Genomic DNA, 17513 nt, shown 5'->3' on the forward strand with positions numbered 1-17513 from the left:
GGGCGCCCGCCGGTGCAGCAGCCGGTCGCGCCACCCCCGCGGCCGGCGCCCGAGGTCGCGGGACGGGCCTGCGCGTGCGGTCACGGCAAGCAGGCCCACCAGCACTACCGGCGGGGCACGGACTGCTCGCTCTGCGCGTGCCGGCGCTACCGCGGTCCGCTGCTGGCCCGTCTGCTCAGCCGCCGGGGTCGCTGACCGGCCGTCGGGCGGCTCCGTACCGGCGCGCCGCGGCCACGCCCGCCACGGCGGCCAGCACGGCGAGGTAGGCGGCGTAGGGCACCCGCACGCCGGCATCCGTCAGGGGCCAGAGCAGGGGCACGCCCGGCCCGGTGGCCAGGTCGCGGAGCAGGTGCAGGACGACGCCACCGGCCAGGCCCAGCGCGGCGGTGCGCAGCCGCCCGCGCGTTCCCGCCGCCGTGACCGCCAGGACGGCGAGGGTCGCCGGCGAGTGCGAGAAGGGCCGTCCGCCCGGCGCCGCCACATCGGCGCTGGAGAGGTAGAGCGGCAGGTGGTCGACGTCGATGGCGACCGCACCCACCAGCGCCCACGGGACCCAGGCGCGGGGCCGCTCCCCGGGCAGGGCGGACAGGACCAGCCACGCGGTCAGGAGGTGGGCCGGCTCGTCCAGCAGCGCGACGACCGGCACCGGCCACGACCGGACCTGCAGCACCACGTCCAGCGCGCAGACCAGGACGACCGCCGCCGGAGGTGCCGCGACGGAGCCGGCGCGCTGCCCCGCCCGTGCCGCGCCCCGTGACCGCGGCTCGGGGGCCGGGCCGCTCAGGCCGACTGCGCCCCCAGCGCCGGCGCCTCGGCCAGGGCCGTCGGCGTGCCGTCGGCCGGCGTCCCGGTGGCCGGCAGGGCGGTGACCGGCGAGGGAGGCCGGCGCGCGCCCTTGCGGTTGAGCCGTTCGACGAGCAGCGCGCCGAGCACCCGCAGCCCGTCGCGCCAGGTGTTCAGGTTGCTCTGCCCGTGGATGCGCGCGAACTCGAAGCTCGGCACCTCGACGATGCGCAAGCCCGCCTTGGCCACCCGGGTGTTGATGATGGTCTCGATCTCGAACCCGTCGCCCCACAGCTTCCTCGACCGGCCCCGGTCCTCGACCGGGAGCTCCAGCGTGGGCAGGCAGTAGGCCCAGAAGGCGTTGTAGCCGTAGCAGAGGTCGGTGTAGCGGGTGCCGAACAGGAGGTTGACCCCCCGGTTGAGCCAGCGGTTGCCCCACGCCCGCATGGCGGTGATGTCGTCGCTGCCGCCACCGTCGACGAAGCGGGAGCCCTTGGCGACGTCCGCTCCGGCCAGCAGGGCGTCGACGTACCGCTCGATCTCCCGCGGGTCGGCCGATCCGTCGGCGTCGAGCATCACCACGACGTCGCCGGTCACCGCGGCGAAGCCGCACGCCAGCGCGTTCCCCTTGCCGCGACGGTTCTGCCGCACGACGGTCACGTCGGGCCGGAGTTCGCGGGCCACCTCCACGGTGCCGTCGACGCTGTGCCCGTCCACGACGACGACCTGGTGCAGGTCGTCGGGCAGCAGCCCGAAGACGTGCGGCAGGTTCTTGGCCTCGTTGTACGTCGGGATCACCACGCTGACGCGGGGCCGTCGTCGACCGGCCGGTTCGGTGCCGAACAGGCCGATGACCGCGCGGTCGCGCATGCCGGTTCCCTCCTGAGAGAGGGGCCCGGTTTCGCCTCTGCTCACCGCCGGGCCATGGCGACCAGGTGGACGCCCGGCGGGTCATCGCTGCCCCGTGGTGCTGACGCTGGAGTCCGAGTGGTTTCCCGGGCCCGCCCTTTGCAGGACGACCGGTTTCCCCATCGGTGACGGGGTCGTCGTCGACTGACCGTCTTATCACCCAGCGTCACGGAAGTTCACCGCTGGGCTGAGTGGCGCACCCTTTCTAGCTGGGAGGACGGTGAGCGTCCACTCGGAGCCGTGACGAATGCATGGGATTTCGTGACGCTGCGCGCACGGGGGTGCGGTCGTGTCACCCGTACGGGTGTCATCGCCGCGTCCATGTGACCAATCGCTCGGCGGTCCAGGTGTTGATCACCCGCTCCACCGGTACCCCGCATTCGAGGGCGCGCTCGCAGCCGTTGCCCTGCCAGTCCAGCTGTCCCGGCGCGTGCGCGTCGGTGTCGATGGCGAACTCGCAGCCGAGCTCGACCGCCAGCGACAGCAGGCGCCTGGGCGGGTCGAGCCGCTCGGGCCGGGAGTTGATCTCCACGGCGGTGCCGTGCTCGACGCAGGCGGAGAAGACCGCCTCGGCGTCGAACCGGCTCTCCGGCCGCGGCTTCTGCGTGCCGTTGCGCTGGCGGCGGCCGATCACCAGCCGTCCGGTGCAGTGGCCCAGGACGTCGGTGTGCGGGTTGGCCACCGCCGCGAGCATCCGGGCCGTCATGGCCTTCGGGTCCGCCCGCAGGTCGGAGTGGACGCTGGCGACGACGACGTCGAGCCGGCCGAGCAGCTCGTCGGTCTGGTCGAGGCTGCCGTCGACGTTGATGTCGCACTCGATGCCGGTGAGGATCCGGAACGGCGCCAACTCCTCGTTGAGGGCGGCCACGACGTCGAGCTGCCGCTCCAGCCGAGCCGGGCTCAGGCCGTTGGCGACGGTCAGCCGGGGGGAGTGGTCGGTCAGGGCCATGTACTCGTGGCCCAGGGCGATGGCCGCCTCCGCCATCTCGCGGATCGGGCTGCCCCCGTCGGACCAGTCGCTGTGCACGTGCAGGTCGCCGCGCAGCGCGGCCCGGAACCCGGCGACGTCGTCGGCTGCCGGGACGAGCTCGGCGTAGTCCTGCTCGAGCTTGGCGAGGTACTCGGGGACCTCTCCGCGGTGCGCCTGGACGACGACGGTGGCGGTCTTGGGGCCGACGCCCCTGAGGTCCTTGAGCGTGTTCGTGCGGATCTTGAGGTCGAGCTGGTCCTCGGTGAGCGCGTCCACGACCGCCGCGGCGGTGCGGAACGCACCGACGCGGTAGCTGGGCTCGCGGGCGCGCTCCAGGAGGAAGGCGATCCTCCGGAGCGCGGCCGCGGGTGTGAGCGGTGCGGTCAGCGGGACGCCTTCTCCAGGCGCTTCTCCGCCTTCCGTTGCGCCTTCGCGGCGCGCTTCTGAGCCTTCGCGAGGCTCTTCTCGGTGCTGTCCGTGGCCTTCTTCGCGGCGCGGCGCGCCCGGTAGCCCACCGACGGTTTGCCCTCCGTGTCGACGACGGCAAGCAGCAGCCCGCCGAGGAGGCCGAGGTTCTTCAGGAAGTGCGAGAGCTGGCCGAAGCGCTCCTTCGGGTCGGTGTGCTCCCAGAAGCGGTGCCCGGCCAGGGTGGTGGGGACGACGCTCGCGGTGAGGGCCAGCGCGGACAACCGGGGCAGCTTGCCGAGAGCGAAGAGGACCCCCGCGCCGACCTTGACGCCGGCGTCGATCCGCACCCACTGCTCGACGTCCCGGGGGACCTGGACGGGCAGCTGCTTGTCGGCCTGCTCGGTGATCTTCTCGACGACCGGTTGTGCGCCCGGAACCCGGGTCTGCGGATTGCGCAGGGTGTCGATGCCGCCGTAGATGAACGACGAGGCGAGCAGTGGCCGGGCGATCCGGCGGACCAGCATGGTGTCCTCTTTCCCTCGGTACCGCGGTGGACGTCGGGGCGTGCACTGCCCGGAAGATCGCCCGGGCAATCCCCGGCCCGACCGTAGCGAGGCGGCCCGGGCCCTGCCCAGCCGTCCTGAGGCGCTCGCGGACGGCCGTCCGGGCCGCGCCGCTGCGCAGGACGGTGGCGACCAGGTGCCACTCCAGGCCGTCGAGCGTGCACAGCACCTGCCCGGTCCGGCGCCGTCCGTCGGCTCGCTGGGTTCACTGCTGGACGTGCGCCGCCACCCCGTCGACCACCCGGAAGGGCACGGTGGTCGACGGATCGAGGCCGCGGCGGGCGACGGTGGGCAGGCGGGTCGTCGGCGTCATCGCAGCCTCATCGCTCCCGGTCGGCGCGGGCGCCGCGACGCCAGCCGGGCGGCGGCGGGAAGGACACGGGTCCGCGCGGTCGCTTCCCGTGACGGCGCGCTCAGGCGGTGCGGCAGCAGTAGACGGTGAGCGGGGCACGCTTGCGGAAGAGGAACTCGGTGGCGTGCGGACCCATCTCGCCGTCGTAGGCCACCTGCCGCGGCCCCGAGCAGGACACGATGCGCAGCTCCCTGGTGGTGGCGTGCCCGTAGCTGCGGGTGTGGGAGCTGAGCCCGAGAAGGGTGGCCAGCACGGCGCGGGTCCGGCCGAAGCGGAGGTCCGCCCGCAGGTACTGGACGTCGAGCAGGCCGTCCTCCAGGCGCGGCCGCCAGGCGGGGGAGAGCCCGCGCGGCGTGTAGCGGCAGTTGCCGACGAACAGGATCCACACCGACCGGGGCTGCCCGTCGACCAGCAGCGACACCGGCTGCTGGGTCCGCAGCACCTGTGCCACGGCCACCGTCAACGCCAGCCACTTGCCCAGCCGCCCGGACAGTTCGTCTCGGCGGCGGACCATCTCCGGATAGGCGCCGATGCTGGAGGTGTTGAGGAACGGCGTCCCGTTCACCTCGGCGACGTCGACCCGCACCGCCTGCCCGGTGACGACCGCCTCGGCGGTGTCCTCCGGCGTCTCCAGGCCGACGTCCCGCGCGAAGTGGTTCAGCGTCCCCGCCGCGATGACGGCCAGCGGGAGACCGTGCTGGGCGGCGACCGCCGCGGCGGCGGCGACGCTGCCGTCGCCGCCGGCCACGCCGAGGGCCTTCGCCCGACCGGACGCCGCGGCCTCCGCGAGCAGGTCGGCGACCCCGGTGGCCCTGGTGGCCTCGAGGACCTCGGCGCGCGGCAGGACGCGGCGGATGTCGGCCGCGGGGTCGTAGTCGTCGGGGCCCGAACGCGGGTTGACGGCGACCACCAGGCCCCCGCCCTCCGGCAGGGCCGGCGCCGCGGTGGCCGGGCGCACCCGGGCCGGCACCTTGGGCCGGACCCGCCACCAGTGCTGGGTCGCGACGGCGACCGCGCCCCCGACGGCGAGGCCCGCGACGACGTCCCCCGGGTAGTGCACGCCCACGTGCACCCGGGAGTAGCCGACGCCCAGCGCCACCGGCGCGAGCGCCGCCCCGGCCGGCGGGCACTCCATCGCCAGCCCCGTGACGAACGCCGCCGCCGACGAGGAGTGGCCGCTCGGGAAGGACAGGCTCCCCGGCTCGCGACGCAGCCGCCGGTGCGCCTGCAGGTTCTCCAGGTCGGGCCGGACCCGGCCGAAGACCCGCTTGAGGACCAGGTTGACCAGCGCGCTGGAGAAGGCCATCGAGCCGACGCCGCGCAGGGCGCCCCGGCGCAGCGACCCCTTCCGGGCGCCCAGCACGACGGCGATCGCCAGCCACAGCCGCCCGTGGTCGGCCGCGGTCGACAGCCGGCGCAGCCACCGGTCGGCCGGCGTCATGGGCAGCCCGCCGATGAACGCGTGCAGGCGCCGATCGAGCTGCCGGGCGGAGGCCACGCCCGGACGCTAGTGGAGTTCACGTGTCGGCCCGTCCAGGGACCGGACGGCCCACCTCAGCTTCCGGTACAGGAAGCTGACGCGCCCAGCGCAGATTTCCGTACCGGAAGCTGGGATGTCAGGCCTTCTGGCGGGCCCGGTAGGCGGCCACCGTCGAGCGGCTCGCGCAGGTGTTGGAGCAGTACCGGCGGCTGGCGTTGCGCGAGGTGTCGACGTAGACGTTGCCGCAGCCCTCGGCGGAGCAGACCCCCAGCCGCTGCCAGCCGTGCTGGACGACCACCTGCGACAGCCCCATGGCCACCGTCGTGGTCAGCTGCTCCAGCACCGGCGCGTCGGGGCGGGCGTAGTGCAGGTGCAGCTCGCCGTCGTGGTCGGTGGCGTAGGGGTGCGGCCGGGCGAGGACGAGCAGCTCGTTGAGCCGGGCCAGGACGTCGTCCTGCGTCTGGGCCACGGCGACCGCGCGCACCAGCTCGGCGGTCGCATCCGCCTGGTGCGTCTCGCGTGGTGAGAGCTCCAGCGGCGTGCCGGGCGTGAACCACTCGTCGTGGGAGCTCAGGAACGCGCGGGCCCACTCGGGATCGGTGCGATCGGCGTTGGCCAGCTCGATGGCGAGTTCGACGGCACTCGACCCGTAGGTGTCGTAATCCATGTGACTCCCTACCGGTGGATGCTAGCCTCGGAATGCGTAGGGGATGAACGCTCGTTAGCCCCCTACAGATTCCTTCCCTGCAAGTGTGAAACGAGAACGACCGTGCGTGCGTACCTCACCGTCTGGCGGCTGCCCTCCGCTCCGGTGCTCCTCCTTGCCGGCTTCGCCGGGCGCCTCCCCTCCGCCATGGTCCCGCTCGCGTTGCTGCTGATGGTGCAGCAGCAGACCGGTTCCTACGCGGTTGCCGGGCTCGCGTCAGCCACATTGGGGATCGCCTCTGCCCTCATGGCGCCCGTCCTCGGTCGGCTGGCCGACCGCCGGGGCCCCCGCCCGGTCCTGTTCGCGCAGGCGGCGGCCTATCCGCTCCTGCTCGCGCTGGTCATCGCCGTCGTCCTCGGAGGTGTCTCCGACGTGGTGGTCGTCGCCGCGGCGGCGCTGGCCGGCATGGCGACGCCGCTGGTGTCCGGCACCGTCCGTGCGCTCTGGTCGCGGGCCGACGTCCGGGTCCGCCCCACCGCCTACGCGCTCGACGCGACGGCGACCGAGCTGGTCTTCGTCGTGGGTCCGTCACTGGTCGCGGGGCTGGCGGTGTTCGTGTCCGCGGCGGCCGCGGTGGCCGTGGCCGGTGCCCTCGGCGTCGCCGGCGCCCTGGGCATCGCGATGTCGGCCGCGACGCGGGCGTACGTGCCCGTGGTGGGCGCCCGCGCCGGCCTGTTCTCCACCGTGCTGACCCCCGGCATGCCCCGTCTGCTGCTCAGCGGCGCGGCGCTGATGCTCGGCTTCGGCGCGCTGGAGGTCGCCATCCCCGCGTTCGCCGACTCCGTCGGGTCGCCGGGCCTGTCCGGGCTGCTGCTCGCCGTCTGGGCGCTCGGCTCGACGGCCGGTGGCCTGTGGTTCGGCGCCCGCGTCCTGAGCACGTCGCTGCCGCGGCAGTACCGCCTGCTGCTGCTCGGCGTGACCATCGGGCTGGCTCCGCTGGCCTGGATCTCCAGCCCCTGGGCGCTGGGCGTGCTGCTGTTCCTCGGGGGGACGGCGATCGCCCCGACGCTGACCGTCCAGAACACCCTGATCGGCACGATGGCGCCGGTGCACGCCACCACCGAGGCCTTCACGTGGCTGTCGACGATCACCGTCGGGGCGTCGGCGATCGGGGCGGCGCTCGGTGGCGCGCTCATCGAGGGCCCGGCCGGGGTGCCGGGGAGCCTGGTGCTCGCGACCCTCGGCGCGGCGCTGGCCGTCGTCGTCACGCTGGTGCCCGGACGGCGGCCGTCGGTGCCCGCCGGCGCCGACCGGGAGTCGGTGACCGCCTGAGCCTCTTCCCCGCCGCGATCATGGAGTGCGCGGGGCGACACGCCCGGGAGGAGCGGTGCGTCGCCACCGGAACGTCATGATCGCGGGGGAGAGGGCACCCGGGCTGGGAGCGCCGCGGGAGCCGCTGGTAGTCTCTCTCCTCGGTGGTTCCGAGGGGACTCGGACCCCGGGAGGCTTCGCCTAGTCCGGTCTATGGCGCCGCACTGCTAATGCGGTTTGGGTTAATCCCCATCCCGGGTTCAAATCCCGGAGCCTCCGCGCACGACAACTGAACACCGGCACCCGTAGCTCAACGGATAGAGCATCTGACTACGGATCAGAAGGTTAGGGGTTCGAATCCCTTCGGGTGCACGTCTGGTTGAGACACCGATCTGCCGCGCCGCCCCGACGGGGGAGGCGCGGCAGATTCGTCTCCCGGGCCGGGGAGGGTGGGGTCACCTCCGCCGTCCGGTGATCCGCCCGGACCGTGCCGCCGGTCGCACACCCGCCGGGAGGCGTTCTTCGCCACAGTGGCGCCCGGACCCCGTGCACCAGGGTTCGGCAGGTGCCGTCCCGGGCATACTGCGACTGTTCGTGCTGTGACCGGTCGATGACGCTCGGTAGGCCCATCGACCGTCCCTGCACGCGGAGACCCCCATGCGGTTCCTGTTCCGTCCCCCTGCCGACGACGCCGCCGGCCTGCTGTCCCTGCCCTGGGAGCTGCCCCTCGAGGAGTGGCCCGCCGACCTGCTCCTCGACGTAGCCGAGCGCGGCATCTCGCGGCACCCGGTGCGCTTCGTGTCGGCGGAGGGCCGGGTCCACGCGCTCAAGGAGATCGCGGAGCCGCTCGCGCGGCACGAGTACGCGCTGCTCGGCGAGTTCGAGGCCGAGGGCCTGCCGGCGGTGTCGGTGCTCGGCATCTGCGTCGACCGCCCGGGCGGCCTGCCCGCCGTCCTGGTCACCCGGTACCTCGAGTACTCGATGTCCTACCGGTACCTCTTCTCCAGCCCCCGCGCCGACCACTCGGCGCAGCAGCTCATCGACACGCTCGTCGAGCTGCTCGTCCGGCTGCACCTCGCCGGGGTGTTCTGGGGCGACTGCTCGCTGTCGAACACGCTGTTCCGGCCCGATGCCGGGTCGTTCTCCGCCTACCTCGTGGACGCCGAGACCGTCGAGCGGCACCCCCACCTGACCCGAGGTCAGCGCACCCACGACGTCGACCTGGCGCGGGAGCGGGTGAGAGCCGAGCTGCTGGACCTGCGGACGGGTGGTCTGCTCCCGTCGGGGATCGACCCGGGGGAGCTGGCCGAACGCCTGCCCGAGCGGTACGAGGCGCTGTGGGAGGCGGTCACCCGCGAGGAGGTGTTCCACCCGGCCGAGCAGGACGTCCGCCTGGCGGAGCGACTGCGGGAGCTGGACGCGCTCGGCTTCGGCGTCGGGCAGCTGGAGCTGGTGACCTCCGAGGAGGCGACCCGGCTGCGGGTGGAGACCCGGGTCGCCGAGCCGGATCAGTACCGACACGAGCTGGCCCGGTTGACCGGCCTGATGACGCAGGAGAACCAGGCCCGCCGGCTGCTCGACGACGTCCACGGCTTTCGCGCTTGCCTGGAGCAGCGCGACGGCGCGGCGGTGCGGGACACGGTCGCCGGGCACCGGTGGCTCGCCGAGGTCTACCAGCCCGTCGTCGACTCCGTGCCGGCGGAGCTGGCCGGGCGGCTGGAGCCGGCCGAGGTCTTCCACGAGGTGCTCGAGCACCGCTGGTACCTGTCCGAGCGGGAGGGCGTGGACGTCGGGACGGCGGCCGCCGCGAAGTCCTACGTGGCCACGGTGCTGCCCCGGACGCCGGAGCCCTCCGCGCCGTCCACGGCCACCGCGGCGTCCGTCTAGCGTCCGCGAGCCGGATCCTCGGAGCGTCCGGCCGGCCCGCCCGGCGGGCCGGGCCGATCAGGCGGGGACGAGCATGGTGGGCGCCGGCTTCTGCCCGGTCAGCAGCAGCTTCACCGCATCCCCCGCGGCCAGCGGACGGGAGAAGTGGTAGCCCTGACCCAACGGGCAGTCGAGGCTGCGCAGCGCCTCCACCTGGTCCGCGGTCTCCAGCCCCTCGGCCACGACCTCGAGGCGCAGGGTCTGACCGAGCTGGGTGATGGCCGCCACCACGGCGTGCCCCTCGGGACTGGTCGTGACGCCGTCGATGAAGGACTTGTCGATCTTCAGCGTGTCGATCGGGAACCGCCGCAGGTAGCTGAGGGACGAGTAGCCGGTCCCGAAGTCGTCGAGGGCGAGGCGGACACCCAGGTCCTTGAGCAGCCCGATCTTGCGGATCGTCTCCTCGGTGTCCTGCGCGAAGAGCGACTCGGTGATCTCGATCGTGAGGAGGGACGCGTCCAGGCCCGACCGGTGCAGCGCCTCCGCCACGTCCCCGACCAGGTCGGGGTGCTGGAACTGCCGCACCGAGACGTTCACGCTCATGCGCAACCGGCCCAGCGGGGACCGGTTCTGCCACGCGGCGGCCTGGCGGGTGGCCTCCTGGAGCACCCAGCGGCCGATGGGCACGATCAGTCCGGTCTCCTCGGCCAGGGGGATGAACTCGAGCGGGGACACCAGGCCGCGCTCGGGGTGCCGCCACCGCAGGAGGGCCTCGAAGCCGACGATGTGCTTCGTGGACACGTCGACGATGGGCTGGTAGTGCAGCTCCAGCTGCTCGGCGTCGAGGGCGCCGGCGAGCTCACCGCGGACGGCGTCGCGCTGCACGTGTGCCGTGTGGTGGCTGGGCTGGAAGACCTCGAGCCTTCCCTTGCCGCCGGACTTGGCCGCGTACATCGCCATGTCGGCGGCGCGCAGCATGCCGATGCCGCTGGCCGCGCAGGTGCCGGAGGTGGCCAGCCCGATGCTGAAGCCGGTGCGCACGAGGTGCTCGCCGATCCGCGTGGGCGCGCGCAGGGAGTCGATGAGGCGGTGGGCCACGCGCTCCGCCTGGTGCTCGCTGCCCGGACCGATGAGCAGGATCGCGAACTCGTCGCCGGACAGCCGGGCCACCGTGTCGGTGTCCCGGACGCTGCCGACCATGCGCTCGCTCAGCAGCTTGATGAGCGTGTCGCCGCCGTCGTGCCCGAGGCTGTCGTTGACGGCCTTCAGGTTGTCCACGTCGAGGAAGAGCACGGCCGACGGCGTCCCGGCCTCGCGGAGCTGCTCGGCCTCGACGAGCTTGTCCATCATGAAGGCCCGGTTCGGCAGTCCGGTGAGCTGGTCGTGGAACGCCTGGTAGCGCAGCCGGTTCTCGAGGTCCTTGCGTCCCTCCACGGCGCCCAGCAGGCTGTTGAAGGCCCGGCCGGCCTCCCCGATCTGGTCGTTCGAGTCGACGGTGATCCGTTCGAACACCGCCTCGGACCAGTCGCCGGTACGCGTCGCGGAGGTGATGGAGCTCGTGGCCGACCGCAGGTGGCCGCCGAGCACCTCCATCCGGCCCCCGACGACGCCCTTGCACAGGGCGTAGTTCATCGCGCCGACGAGGAAGCCGGCCACCAGACAGGCGGAGCGGAAGATCGGCCGCTCCGCGATCGACTCGGGCACCCCGAGCAGGATGGCGAACGGCGGGAAGATCAGTCCCACCACCAGGCCGAGGCCGACCATGTAGATGGCCATGTCCCAGAAGACCCGTGAGGTCAGCCGGAACGCACGGCGGGGGTGGCGCCGGCTCTCGGCGGCGGACACGGGCGTCGTCATGCCGTCCCCATCGGGACGCCCCGGCGATGACTTGAACGACTACACGTCCGTCCCTCCCCCCTGGGTGTGAAAGCCGCAGCCCCGGAGGCGGTCGCTCAAGTTTCGGTGGATTCCGTTCGATGAGGCTGGCATGGAGATGACCCCGGCGTTCACGGCCGGCCAGTTCGTCGGCGACGACCTCTGGGTGTCCGTCCTCGACGGCGGCCCGCGGCAGTACGTCGACCTCGACACCGCCGCCACCAGCTCTGCCTCCGTCGCCGTCGCCGAGGCGGTGCAGGAGTTCCTCCCCTGGTACGCGAGCGTCCACCGCGGCGCCGGCATCCGGTCGCAGATCACCAGCGCCCGGTACGAGGAGGCGCGCGACATCATGGTGCGCTTCGTCGGCGCCGATCCGGCCACGCACCTGGCGCTGTTCCCCCGCAACACCACCGAGGCGCTCAACCTGCTGGCCTACCGGCTGCGCCTCACCAAGGGCGACGTCGTCGCGACCACGGCGGTGGAGCACCACGCCAACCTGCTGCCCTGGGCACGGCACGCGCGGCTGCGGACCGTGCAGGTCGACGAGCGTGGGACGTTCGACGTCGCCGCCGTCGAGGCGGCTCTCGACGAGTACCCCCGACCGAAGGTGCTGGCCGTCTCCGGTGGCTCGAACGTCACCGGCTGGCTTCCCGACCTGCGCGCCATCGGTGCCGCGGCACGCCAGCGCGGCGTCCTCGTCGTGGTCGACGGAGCGCAGCTGGTGCCGCACCGCCCGGTGGACATCACCGCGCTCAACGTCGACGTCATCGCCTTCTCGGGTCACAAGATGTACGCGCCGTTCGGCGCCGGCGCCCTGGTGGCCCCGCGCCACCTGTTCGCCACCGGTGAGCCGTTCCTCGTGGGTGGCGGGGCGGTGCAGGCGGTGTCGTTCGACGACGTCGTCTGGGCCGATGGCCCCGACCGTGAGGACGCCGGCTCCCCCAACGTCCTCGGGGTCGTCGCGCTGACCGCCTCGGCCGACGAACTCCGCAGCGACGGCTGGTCCTCGGTCCTGGCCCACGAGGAGCACCTGGTCCGCGGCCTGGACTCCGAGCTGGCCTCCGTCCCCGGGCTGCACCGCCTCGGTCCGGTGACGGGTGACCGGCTGCCCGTCGCGGCCTTCAACCTCGAGGGTGTGCCGCACGGCCTGCTGGCCGCCCGGCTGGCCAACGAGTACGCGATCGGTACCCGCAGCGGCTGCTTCTGCGCACACCCCTACATGGGCCGCCTGCTCGGCCTCTCCGAGGCGGAGGTCGACCAGTTCCACGCCGACGTGCGCGCCGGTCGCAGGCACCGGCTCCCCGGCGCGGTCCGGGTCAGTGCCAACCGGCAGACCTACCTCACCGACATCCCACTGCTGGGCCAGGCCCTGCGGGAGATCGCGGCCACGCCCGAGGGTGCCGAGCGCTACGTGCTCGACGGCCGGGGTGACTACGTGCCGCGCAGCCGGTCGCTCGTCAGCTCGCCCGTCGCCTGACGGCTGCGGGGCGGCAGGACCGCACGACCCCCGTCCGGACGCCGGACGGGGGTCGTGGTGCGTCCGGCGCCGGAGCGACGGTTGCGGCGTCGGACGACGGCGCGCGGGTCCTGCCGGGACGGAGCCGCCGTCGTCGCGGGCGCGCGAACGGACCGCCGGGCGGAGGATGTGGGGGCGGGAGGCCGGGCCTGACGGTCTGGCCGCGTTGGTCGGTCTGTCCAGCAGTGGACAGCCACTCGATTGCCGGCTCTCCCGCCCGAGAACCACTGTGAGCCGGGTCACACCATCCGTCAAGACGACGTCGGAGTGTCGTATCCGGCGTGTTCCACGGACGACCCCGGCGATCATGGCGGCCTGCCACTCCGGCCGCTCCGACGGTGGTCAGGGCGCCATGATCGCGGCAGGACCCAGGTCAGCCGACGCGGCGGAGCACGTCGGGGGACAGCTGGTCGACGGCGGTGTGCCCGGTCAGCCCCAGGGTCAGGTCGAACTCCGCGAGGACGTCGGAGATCACCTGCCGCACGCCCTCCTCGCCGGCCAGCGCCAGACCCCACGCGAACGGCCGGCCGAGCAGGACCGCGCTGGCGCCGAGCGCGACGGCGATGAAGACGTCGGCCCCGCTGCGGATGCCGCTGTCCAGCAGCACCGGGGCGCGCCCGGCGACCGCGCCGACGACCTCGGGCAGGGCGTCGAGGGCGGGGATCGAGCGGTCGACCTGGCGGCCGCCGTGCGTGCTGACGACCACGCCGTCCACTCCCTCGTCCAGGGCGCGGCGGGCGTCGTCGGGGTGCAGCACACCCTTGAGCAGGATCGGCAGCCGGGTCCGCGACCGCAGCCAGGCGAGGTCGGCCCAGGTGATCGAGGGGCGGGAGTAGATGCCGAGGAACGTCTCCACCGCGGCCCGGGGGAGCGGGGACCGCAGGTTCTCCCGCAGCGAGCCCGGCCACGCACGGGCCATCCCGACCAGGGCCCGCACCGCGGCGGGCGTCGGCCGGGGCTGCCGGTCGCGCTTCGCCGACGCGGCCGGCTCGGCGGGCGCCGGGGCTCCCGCGGCCACCACCCGCTCCTCGACCAGCCGCCGGAACACCGGGTCGGAGGTGTACTGCGCGATGCCCTTGCCCAGCGCGAACGGCAGGTGGCCCAGGTCGAGGTCGCGCGGCCGCCAGCCGAGCATCGTGGTGTCGAGGGTGACCACCAGGGCGTCGCACCCGGCCGCCTCGGCCCGTCCGACCAGGCTCTCGACCAGCTCGTCCGACGTCGACCAGTACAGCTGGAACCAGCGCGGGGCAGCGTCCGGACCAGAGCCCATGGCGGCGGCGCAGTCCTCCATGGGGACCGACGCCTGGTTGGAGAAGACCATCGGGACGCCGGTCGACGCGGCGGCGCGGGCCACCGCCAGGTCGGCCTCCCGGTGCACCAGCTCCAGGGCTCCCACCGGGCCGAGCAGCAGCGGTGCGGGGAGCCGCCGGCCGAACAGCTCGATGGAGCTGTCGCGGCTGCTCACGTCCCGCAGCACCCGCGGCACGACCGCCCACCGGTCGAACGCCGCCCGGTTGGCCCGCTGGGTGACCTCGTCCCCGGCGCCGCCCGCCACGTAGGCGTAGGTCCGGGCGTCCAGGGCCCGCTTCGCGCGGTCCTGCAGCTTCCGGGCGGCGACGGGAACACGGGGCAGCCGGCCGTAGACGCCGGCCCGGTACACCTCGTTCTGCCGACGACGGCCGGCTCCTGCTTCCTCCACGCCGGCCACCGTAGTGACCGGCCTCTCACCCGCCGGTTGCGAGCCCAGCACCGCTGGGCTGGACTGGCCTCGCGATCCCTGGGAGGAGCCGTGCCGCAGCCCACCGGACCGCTGGGGGAGGACGTCGATCCCCGTCCGGTGGCCGAGCAGCAGAAGGGCCGGCGGTGGAGCCTCGTCGGGCCCGGCATCGTCGTCGCGGCCACCGGGGTGGGGGCCGGTGACCTGGTCGCCACCCTCGTCGCGGGTTCCCGGTTCGGCTACGCGCTGCTGTGGGCGGTGGTCGTCGGCGTCGTCGTGAAGATCGCCCTGGCCGAGGCGACCGGGCGCTGGCACCTGGCCACCGGTTCCACGATCTTCACCGGCTGGCGCTCGCTCGGCGCGTGGACGTCGGTCTACTTCGTGCTCTACGTGCTCATCTGGGGCTTCGTCTACGGAGCGACCGCGATGACGTCGTCCGCGCTGCCCCTGGCCGCACTGTTCCCCTGGCTGCCCCTGGAGGCGTGGGCGATCCTGTCCGGGCTGGTCGGCCTGGTGTTCGTGTGGTTCGGCAACTACCGGCTGTTCGAGCGGGCGATGACGATCCTCATCGGGGTCATGTTCGTGGTCGTCGTCGGCCTCGCCGTGCTGGTGGTGCCCGATCTCGGGGCCACTCTCTCCGGCCTCGTGCCGCGCCTCCCCGAGGGGTCGGCCATCTACACCCTCGGCCTGGTGGGCGGGGTCGGCGGCACCATCACGATGGCGGCCTACGGCTACTGGGTGAACGCCAAGGGCTGGCGCGACGCGTCGTGGATGACGGTGATGCGCCTGGACAACCGGGTCGCCTACATCACCACCGGCGTCTTCGTGGTCGCGATGCTCGTCGTCGGCGCCGACCTCCTCCACCGGTCGGGCATCACCCTGACCGAGGGCGACCGTGGGCTGCTCGACCTCGACGAGATGCTCCGCGACCGCTTCGGCCAGATCGTGTCCACGCTCTTCCTCGTCGGCTTCTGGGCGACGTCGTTCTCCTCGCTGCTGGGTGTCTGGCAGGGCGTGAGCCTGCTGTTCACCGACTTCGTACGCACCCGCCGCGAGGCGCGCGGGCAGCTCACCGAGGGCCCGGCCCAGCGGAGCCTGCCGTACCGGGCGTACCTGCTCTGGCTGACCTTCCCGCCGATGGTGCTGGTCCTCGTCGGGCAGCCGTTCGCGCTCGTGGTGGCCTACGGCGCGCTCGGGGCCTTCTTCATGCCCTTCCTCGCGATCACCCTGGTCTGGTTGCTCAACAGCAGCCGCACACCTGCCCCGTGGCGCAACGGGTGGCTGTCCAACGCCCTTCTCGTGGCAGCCGCCGCGCTGTTCCTCGTCCTCTGCGTGAACGAACTGGCCGGCCTCGGCGGGTGACCGCGCGGGGGAATCTCGTGACACGCCGCACGACACGCGCGCCGCGCCGGTAACGGGCTGGAAACGAAGTGTCACTTCCGTCATGATTCGGCACGAAGCAGAACTGCAATGGGGGAGCACGTATCAGCACCACCCGGTGGCCCGTCGCCGTACGGTCCGTGACCTCCGCCTTGCCCGCCCGCCCGGCCCTGTCGGCCGGGCTGCTCACCGGTCTCGTGGCCCTGTTCGTCGGTGCCGGGCTGGCCGCGGCGGCGCCGGCCGCCGCGATCGACGACCCCACCCGCCCGGACGCGCGGGTCACCCACGGGCCCAGCTGCCGCCCCGGTGGGCTGGTGGTGGAGATCGTCGCCGGTACCGCGCCCTACACGGTCCGGCTCGCCACCACGCGCGCACCCGCGGGCGAGGACGAGGCGGTGCTCCAGCCCGGCGAGACGGTGGTCCTCCGCAGCGGCGACGTCGCGTACGGCGAGACCATCGACGGCCGGCTCGAGTACACCGCGCAGGACGGCTCCGGCGCCGTCTGGACCGACGAGCTGGAGGAGTACAGCTTCACCCGGCCCGCGCAGGAGGACTGCGCCGCACTGGCCGCGCCCACCACTCCGGAGCCCGCTCCGCCGACGACGACGTCGCCCACTGCCTCCCCGGGCGGCTCGGCGGAGGCCGGCGCGCCGGGCGCTTCCTCCTCCGCCCCCGCGCCCGGCCAGCCGTGGGCGTCCGGCTCGGCGGTGCCCGCAGCCGGCGCCGGCGAGCCCCTCGCGTCCGGGGCGGACGCGGGGGAGATCGTGACCGTGCAGGCCGCAGGCTTCCTGCCCGGTGAGCGGGTCACCATCCGGCTGCGGAACGGCGGGAACGTCCTCGGCACGGCCGTGGCCTCCTCCGACGGCACGGTCCAGGCGCGGATCCGCATCCCCGACGGCAGCGGCGCGGGCACGACGACGGTGGACCTGGTCGGGAGCGACTCGGCCGTGGTCGCCGACGTCGAGCTGCAGGTGGCCGGCGCCGGCCGGCCCGCCCCCGCCGAGGGCTGGCGGGACCTGGTTCCGCTCACCGCCGCGGCGGTCGCCCTCGTGGGCACCGTCGCCGGCCTGGCCTCCGTCGCCGGCTCCCAGCGGGCAGCCGGCCGGCGACACGCCGGGACCGGGAGCGCCTGAGCCCGCTTTCGGCGACGATGGGGACGTGCCCCGGCCCGAGGACGCGCTCGCTCGCGGTGTTCCCCGGGACGCCGGTGCCGTCCCGGGTGTCGCCCCGCGCCCCGCGGAGACCTGGCTGCGCATCGTTCAGGTCCACGACCGGATCACCCGTCGCGTCGACTCCGCTCTCCACCGCCAGCACGACCTGTCCCTGACCGGCTTCGAGGCGCTGCGCCGCCTGGCCGAGTCGCCGGGGGAGCGGGCCAGCATGGGGGATCTGGCCGAGGCGCTCGGACTGTCGCGCGCCGGCGTGACGAGCACGGTGAACCGGCTCGTCGCCGAGGGCCTGGTCCTCCGCGAGCGGGCCGCGGGGGACCGTCGGCTGCTGCACGCCCGTCTCACCCCGGCCGGCCGGCTTCGCGTCGAGCAGGCGGCGGTCACGCACGACGACCTCGTCGCCCACCTCCTGGGCATGCTCGGGGACGACGCGCCCCTGGTCACCGACGCGCTCGCCCGGGTGTCGGCCGCTACCCGATCGCGGCGTTAGACGGCCTCTCCGAGGGGTAGAAGAGGTCGGCCCTCGAAAAGCTTCAAGCCCGTAGTGTTTCCGCCGGAACGCGATCGG

The 17513-nt window shown here is 73.8% G+C and carries 14 protein-coding genes and 2 tRNA genes; 8 read left to right on the forward strand and 8 right to left on the reverse strand.

All coding sequences use genetic code 11. The features are described from left to right. Positions 1-175: 175 nt before the first annotated feature. The 6 genes from ACFSHS_RS08100 to ACFSHS_RS08125 form a co-directional block, all read right to left on the reverse strand. Positions 176-673 (reverse strand): metal-dependent hydrolase, encoded by a 498-nt coding sequence (locus ACFSHS_RS08100; RefSeq protein ID WP_376873926.1) that lies wholly within the window; start codon positions 671-673, stop codon positions 176-178. Between the two features lie 107 nt (positions 674-780). After that, on the reverse strand, positions 781-1653 hold the full coding sequence (locus ACFSHS_RS08105; protein ID WP_376873928.1) for a glycosyltransferase family 2 protein: 873 nt from the start codon (positions 1651-1653) through the stop codon (positions 781-783). Positions 1654-1999: 346 nt separating this feature from the next. Beyond that, positions 2000-3049 (reverse strand): PHP domain-containing protein, encoded by a 1050-nt coding sequence (locus ACFSHS_RS08110; RefSeq protein ID WP_376875154.1) that lies wholly within the window; start codon positions 3047-3049, stop codon positions 2000-2002. Beyond that, entirely contained in the window at positions 3046-3594 is a 549-nt protein-coding gene (locus ACFSHS_RS08115) for a DoxX family protein (RefSeq protein ID WP_376873930.1), read from the reverse strand. Before ACFSHS_RS08115 ends, ACFSHS_RS08110 begins: the two co-directional genes overlap by 4 nt. A gap of 452 nt (positions 3595-4046) precedes the next feature. After that, on the reverse strand, positions 4047-5483 hold the full coding sequence (locus tag ACFSHS_RS08120) for a bifunctional phosphatase PAP2/diacylglycerol kinase family protein (protein WP_376873932.1): 1437 nt from the start codon (positions 5481-5483) through the stop codon (positions 4047-4049). Between the two features lie 118 nt (positions 5484-5601). Further along, on the reverse strand, positions 5602-6132 hold the full coding sequence (locus tag ACFSHS_RS08125) for a CGNR zinc finger domain-containing protein (RefSeq protein ID WP_376873934.1): 531 nt from the start codon (positions 6130-6132) through the stop codon (positions 5602-5604). Between the two features lie 102 nt (positions 6133-6234). On the opposite strand from ACFSHS_RS08125, the gene ACFSHS_RS08130 reads away from it, so the two are divergent. From ACFSHS_RS08130 to ACFSHS_RS08145, 4 genes are all read left to right on the forward strand, one after another. Continuing rightward, on the forward strand, positions 6235-7443 hold the full coding sequence (locus tag ACFSHS_RS08130) for an MFS transporter (RefSeq protein ID WP_376873936.1): 1209 nt from the start codon (positions 6235-6237) through the stop codon (positions 7441-7443). 169 nt (positions 7444-7612) lie between these two features. Further along, positions 7613-7701, forward strand: a tRNA-Ser gene (locus tag ACFSHS_RS08135). Positions 7702-7721: 20 nt separating this feature from the next. Then, positions 7722-7794, forward strand: a tRNA-Arg gene (locus tag ACFSHS_RS08140). A 285-nt stretch (positions 7795-8079) separates the two neighbouring features. Beyond that, on the forward strand, positions 8080-9309 hold the full coding sequence (locus tag ACFSHS_RS08145; protein ID WP_376873938.1) for a DUF4032 domain-containing protein: 1230 nt from the start codon (positions 8080-8082) through the stop codon (positions 9307-9309). Between the two features lie 57 nt (positions 9310-9366). Here the strand turns inward: ACFSHS_RS08145 and ACFSHS_RS08150 are convergent, their stop codons facing one another. Then, positions 9367-11145: a putative bifunctional diguanylate cyclase/phosphodiesterase gene (locus ACFSHS_RS08150; protein ID WP_376873940.1), complete on the reverse strand. Its 1779-nt coding sequence runs from the start codon at positions 11143-11145 to the stop codon at positions 9367-9369. A gap of 130 nt (positions 11146-11275) precedes the next feature. Between ACFSHS_RS08150 and ACFSHS_RS08155 the strand changes: the two genes are divergently transcribed. After that, entirely contained in the window at positions 11276-12640 is a 1365-nt protein-coding gene (locus tag ACFSHS_RS08155; protein WP_376873942.1) for an aminotransferase class V-fold PLP-dependent enzyme, read from the forward strand. A gap of 412 nt (positions 12641-13052) precedes the next feature. On the opposite strand, the gene ACFSHS_RS08160 is transcribed toward ACFSHS_RS08155, so the two are convergent. Continuing rightward, a complete protein-coding gene (locus ACFSHS_RS08160) occupies positions 13053-14378 on the reverse strand; it encodes an alpha-hydroxy-acid oxidizing protein (RefSeq protein WP_376873944.1) in 1326 nt (441 codons plus the stop codon). Positions 14379-14468: 90 nt separating this feature from the next. Here ACFSHS_RS08160 and ACFSHS_RS08165 point away from each other — a divergent pair, with 90 nt between their 5' ends. The 3 genes from ACFSHS_RS08165 to ACFSHS_RS08175 all read left to right on the forward strand — a co-directional run bounded on the left by ACFSHS_RS08165 (position 14469) and on the right by ACFSHS_RS08175 (position 17435). Then, positions 14469-15758, forward strand: a complete 1290-nt coding sequence (locus ACFSHS_RS08165; RefSeq protein ID WP_376873946.1) for an Nramp family divalent metal transporter — start codon at positions 14469-14471, stop codon at positions 15756-15758. A 158-nt stretch (positions 15759-15916) separates the two neighbouring features. Then, a complete protein-coding gene (locus ACFSHS_RS08170; RefSeq protein WP_376873948.1) occupies positions 15917-16909 on the forward strand; it encodes a hypothetical protein in 993 nt (330 codons plus the stop codon). 25 nt (positions 16910-16934) lie between these two features. Beyond that, entirely contained in the window at positions 16935-17435 is a 501-nt protein-coding gene (locus ACFSHS_RS08175; RefSeq protein WP_376873950.1) for a MarR family winged helix-turn-helix transcriptional regulator, read from the forward strand. Positions 17436-17513: the final 78 nt, after the last annotated feature.

It is taken from the genome of Blastococcus deserti, from assembly GCF_042682525.1.
Lineage (GTDB): Bacteria > Actinomycetota > Actinomycetes > Mycobacteriales > Geodermatophilaceae > Blastococcus_B > Blastococcus_B deserti.

Coding starts and splice junctions, on each gene's coding strand:
- ACFSHS_RS08105 (WP_376873928.1), bottom strand. CDS start 1,653: ATGCGCGACCGCGCGGTCATCGGCCTGTTCGGCACCGAACCGGCCGGT.
- ACFSHS_RS08115 (WP_376873930.1), bottom strand. CDS start 3,594: ATGCTGGTCCGCCGGATCGCCCGGCCACTGCTCGCCTCGTCGTTCATC.
- ACFSHS_RS08125 (WP_376873934.1), bottom strand. CDS start 6,132: ATGGATTACGACACCTACGGGTCGAGTGCCGTCGAACTCGCCATCGAG.
- ACFSHS_RS08145 (WP_376873938.1), top strand. CDS start 8,080: ATGCGGTTCCTGTTCCGTCCCCCTGCCGACGACGCCGCCGGCCTGCTG.
- ACFSHS_RS08150 (WP_376873940.1), bottom strand. CDS start 11,145: ATGACGACGCCCGTGTCCGCCGCCGAGAGCCGGCGCCACCCCCGCCGT.
- ACFSHS_RS08155 (WP_376873942.1), top strand. CDS start 11,276: ATGGAGATGACCCCGGCGTTCACGGCCGGCCAGTTCGTCGGCGACGAC.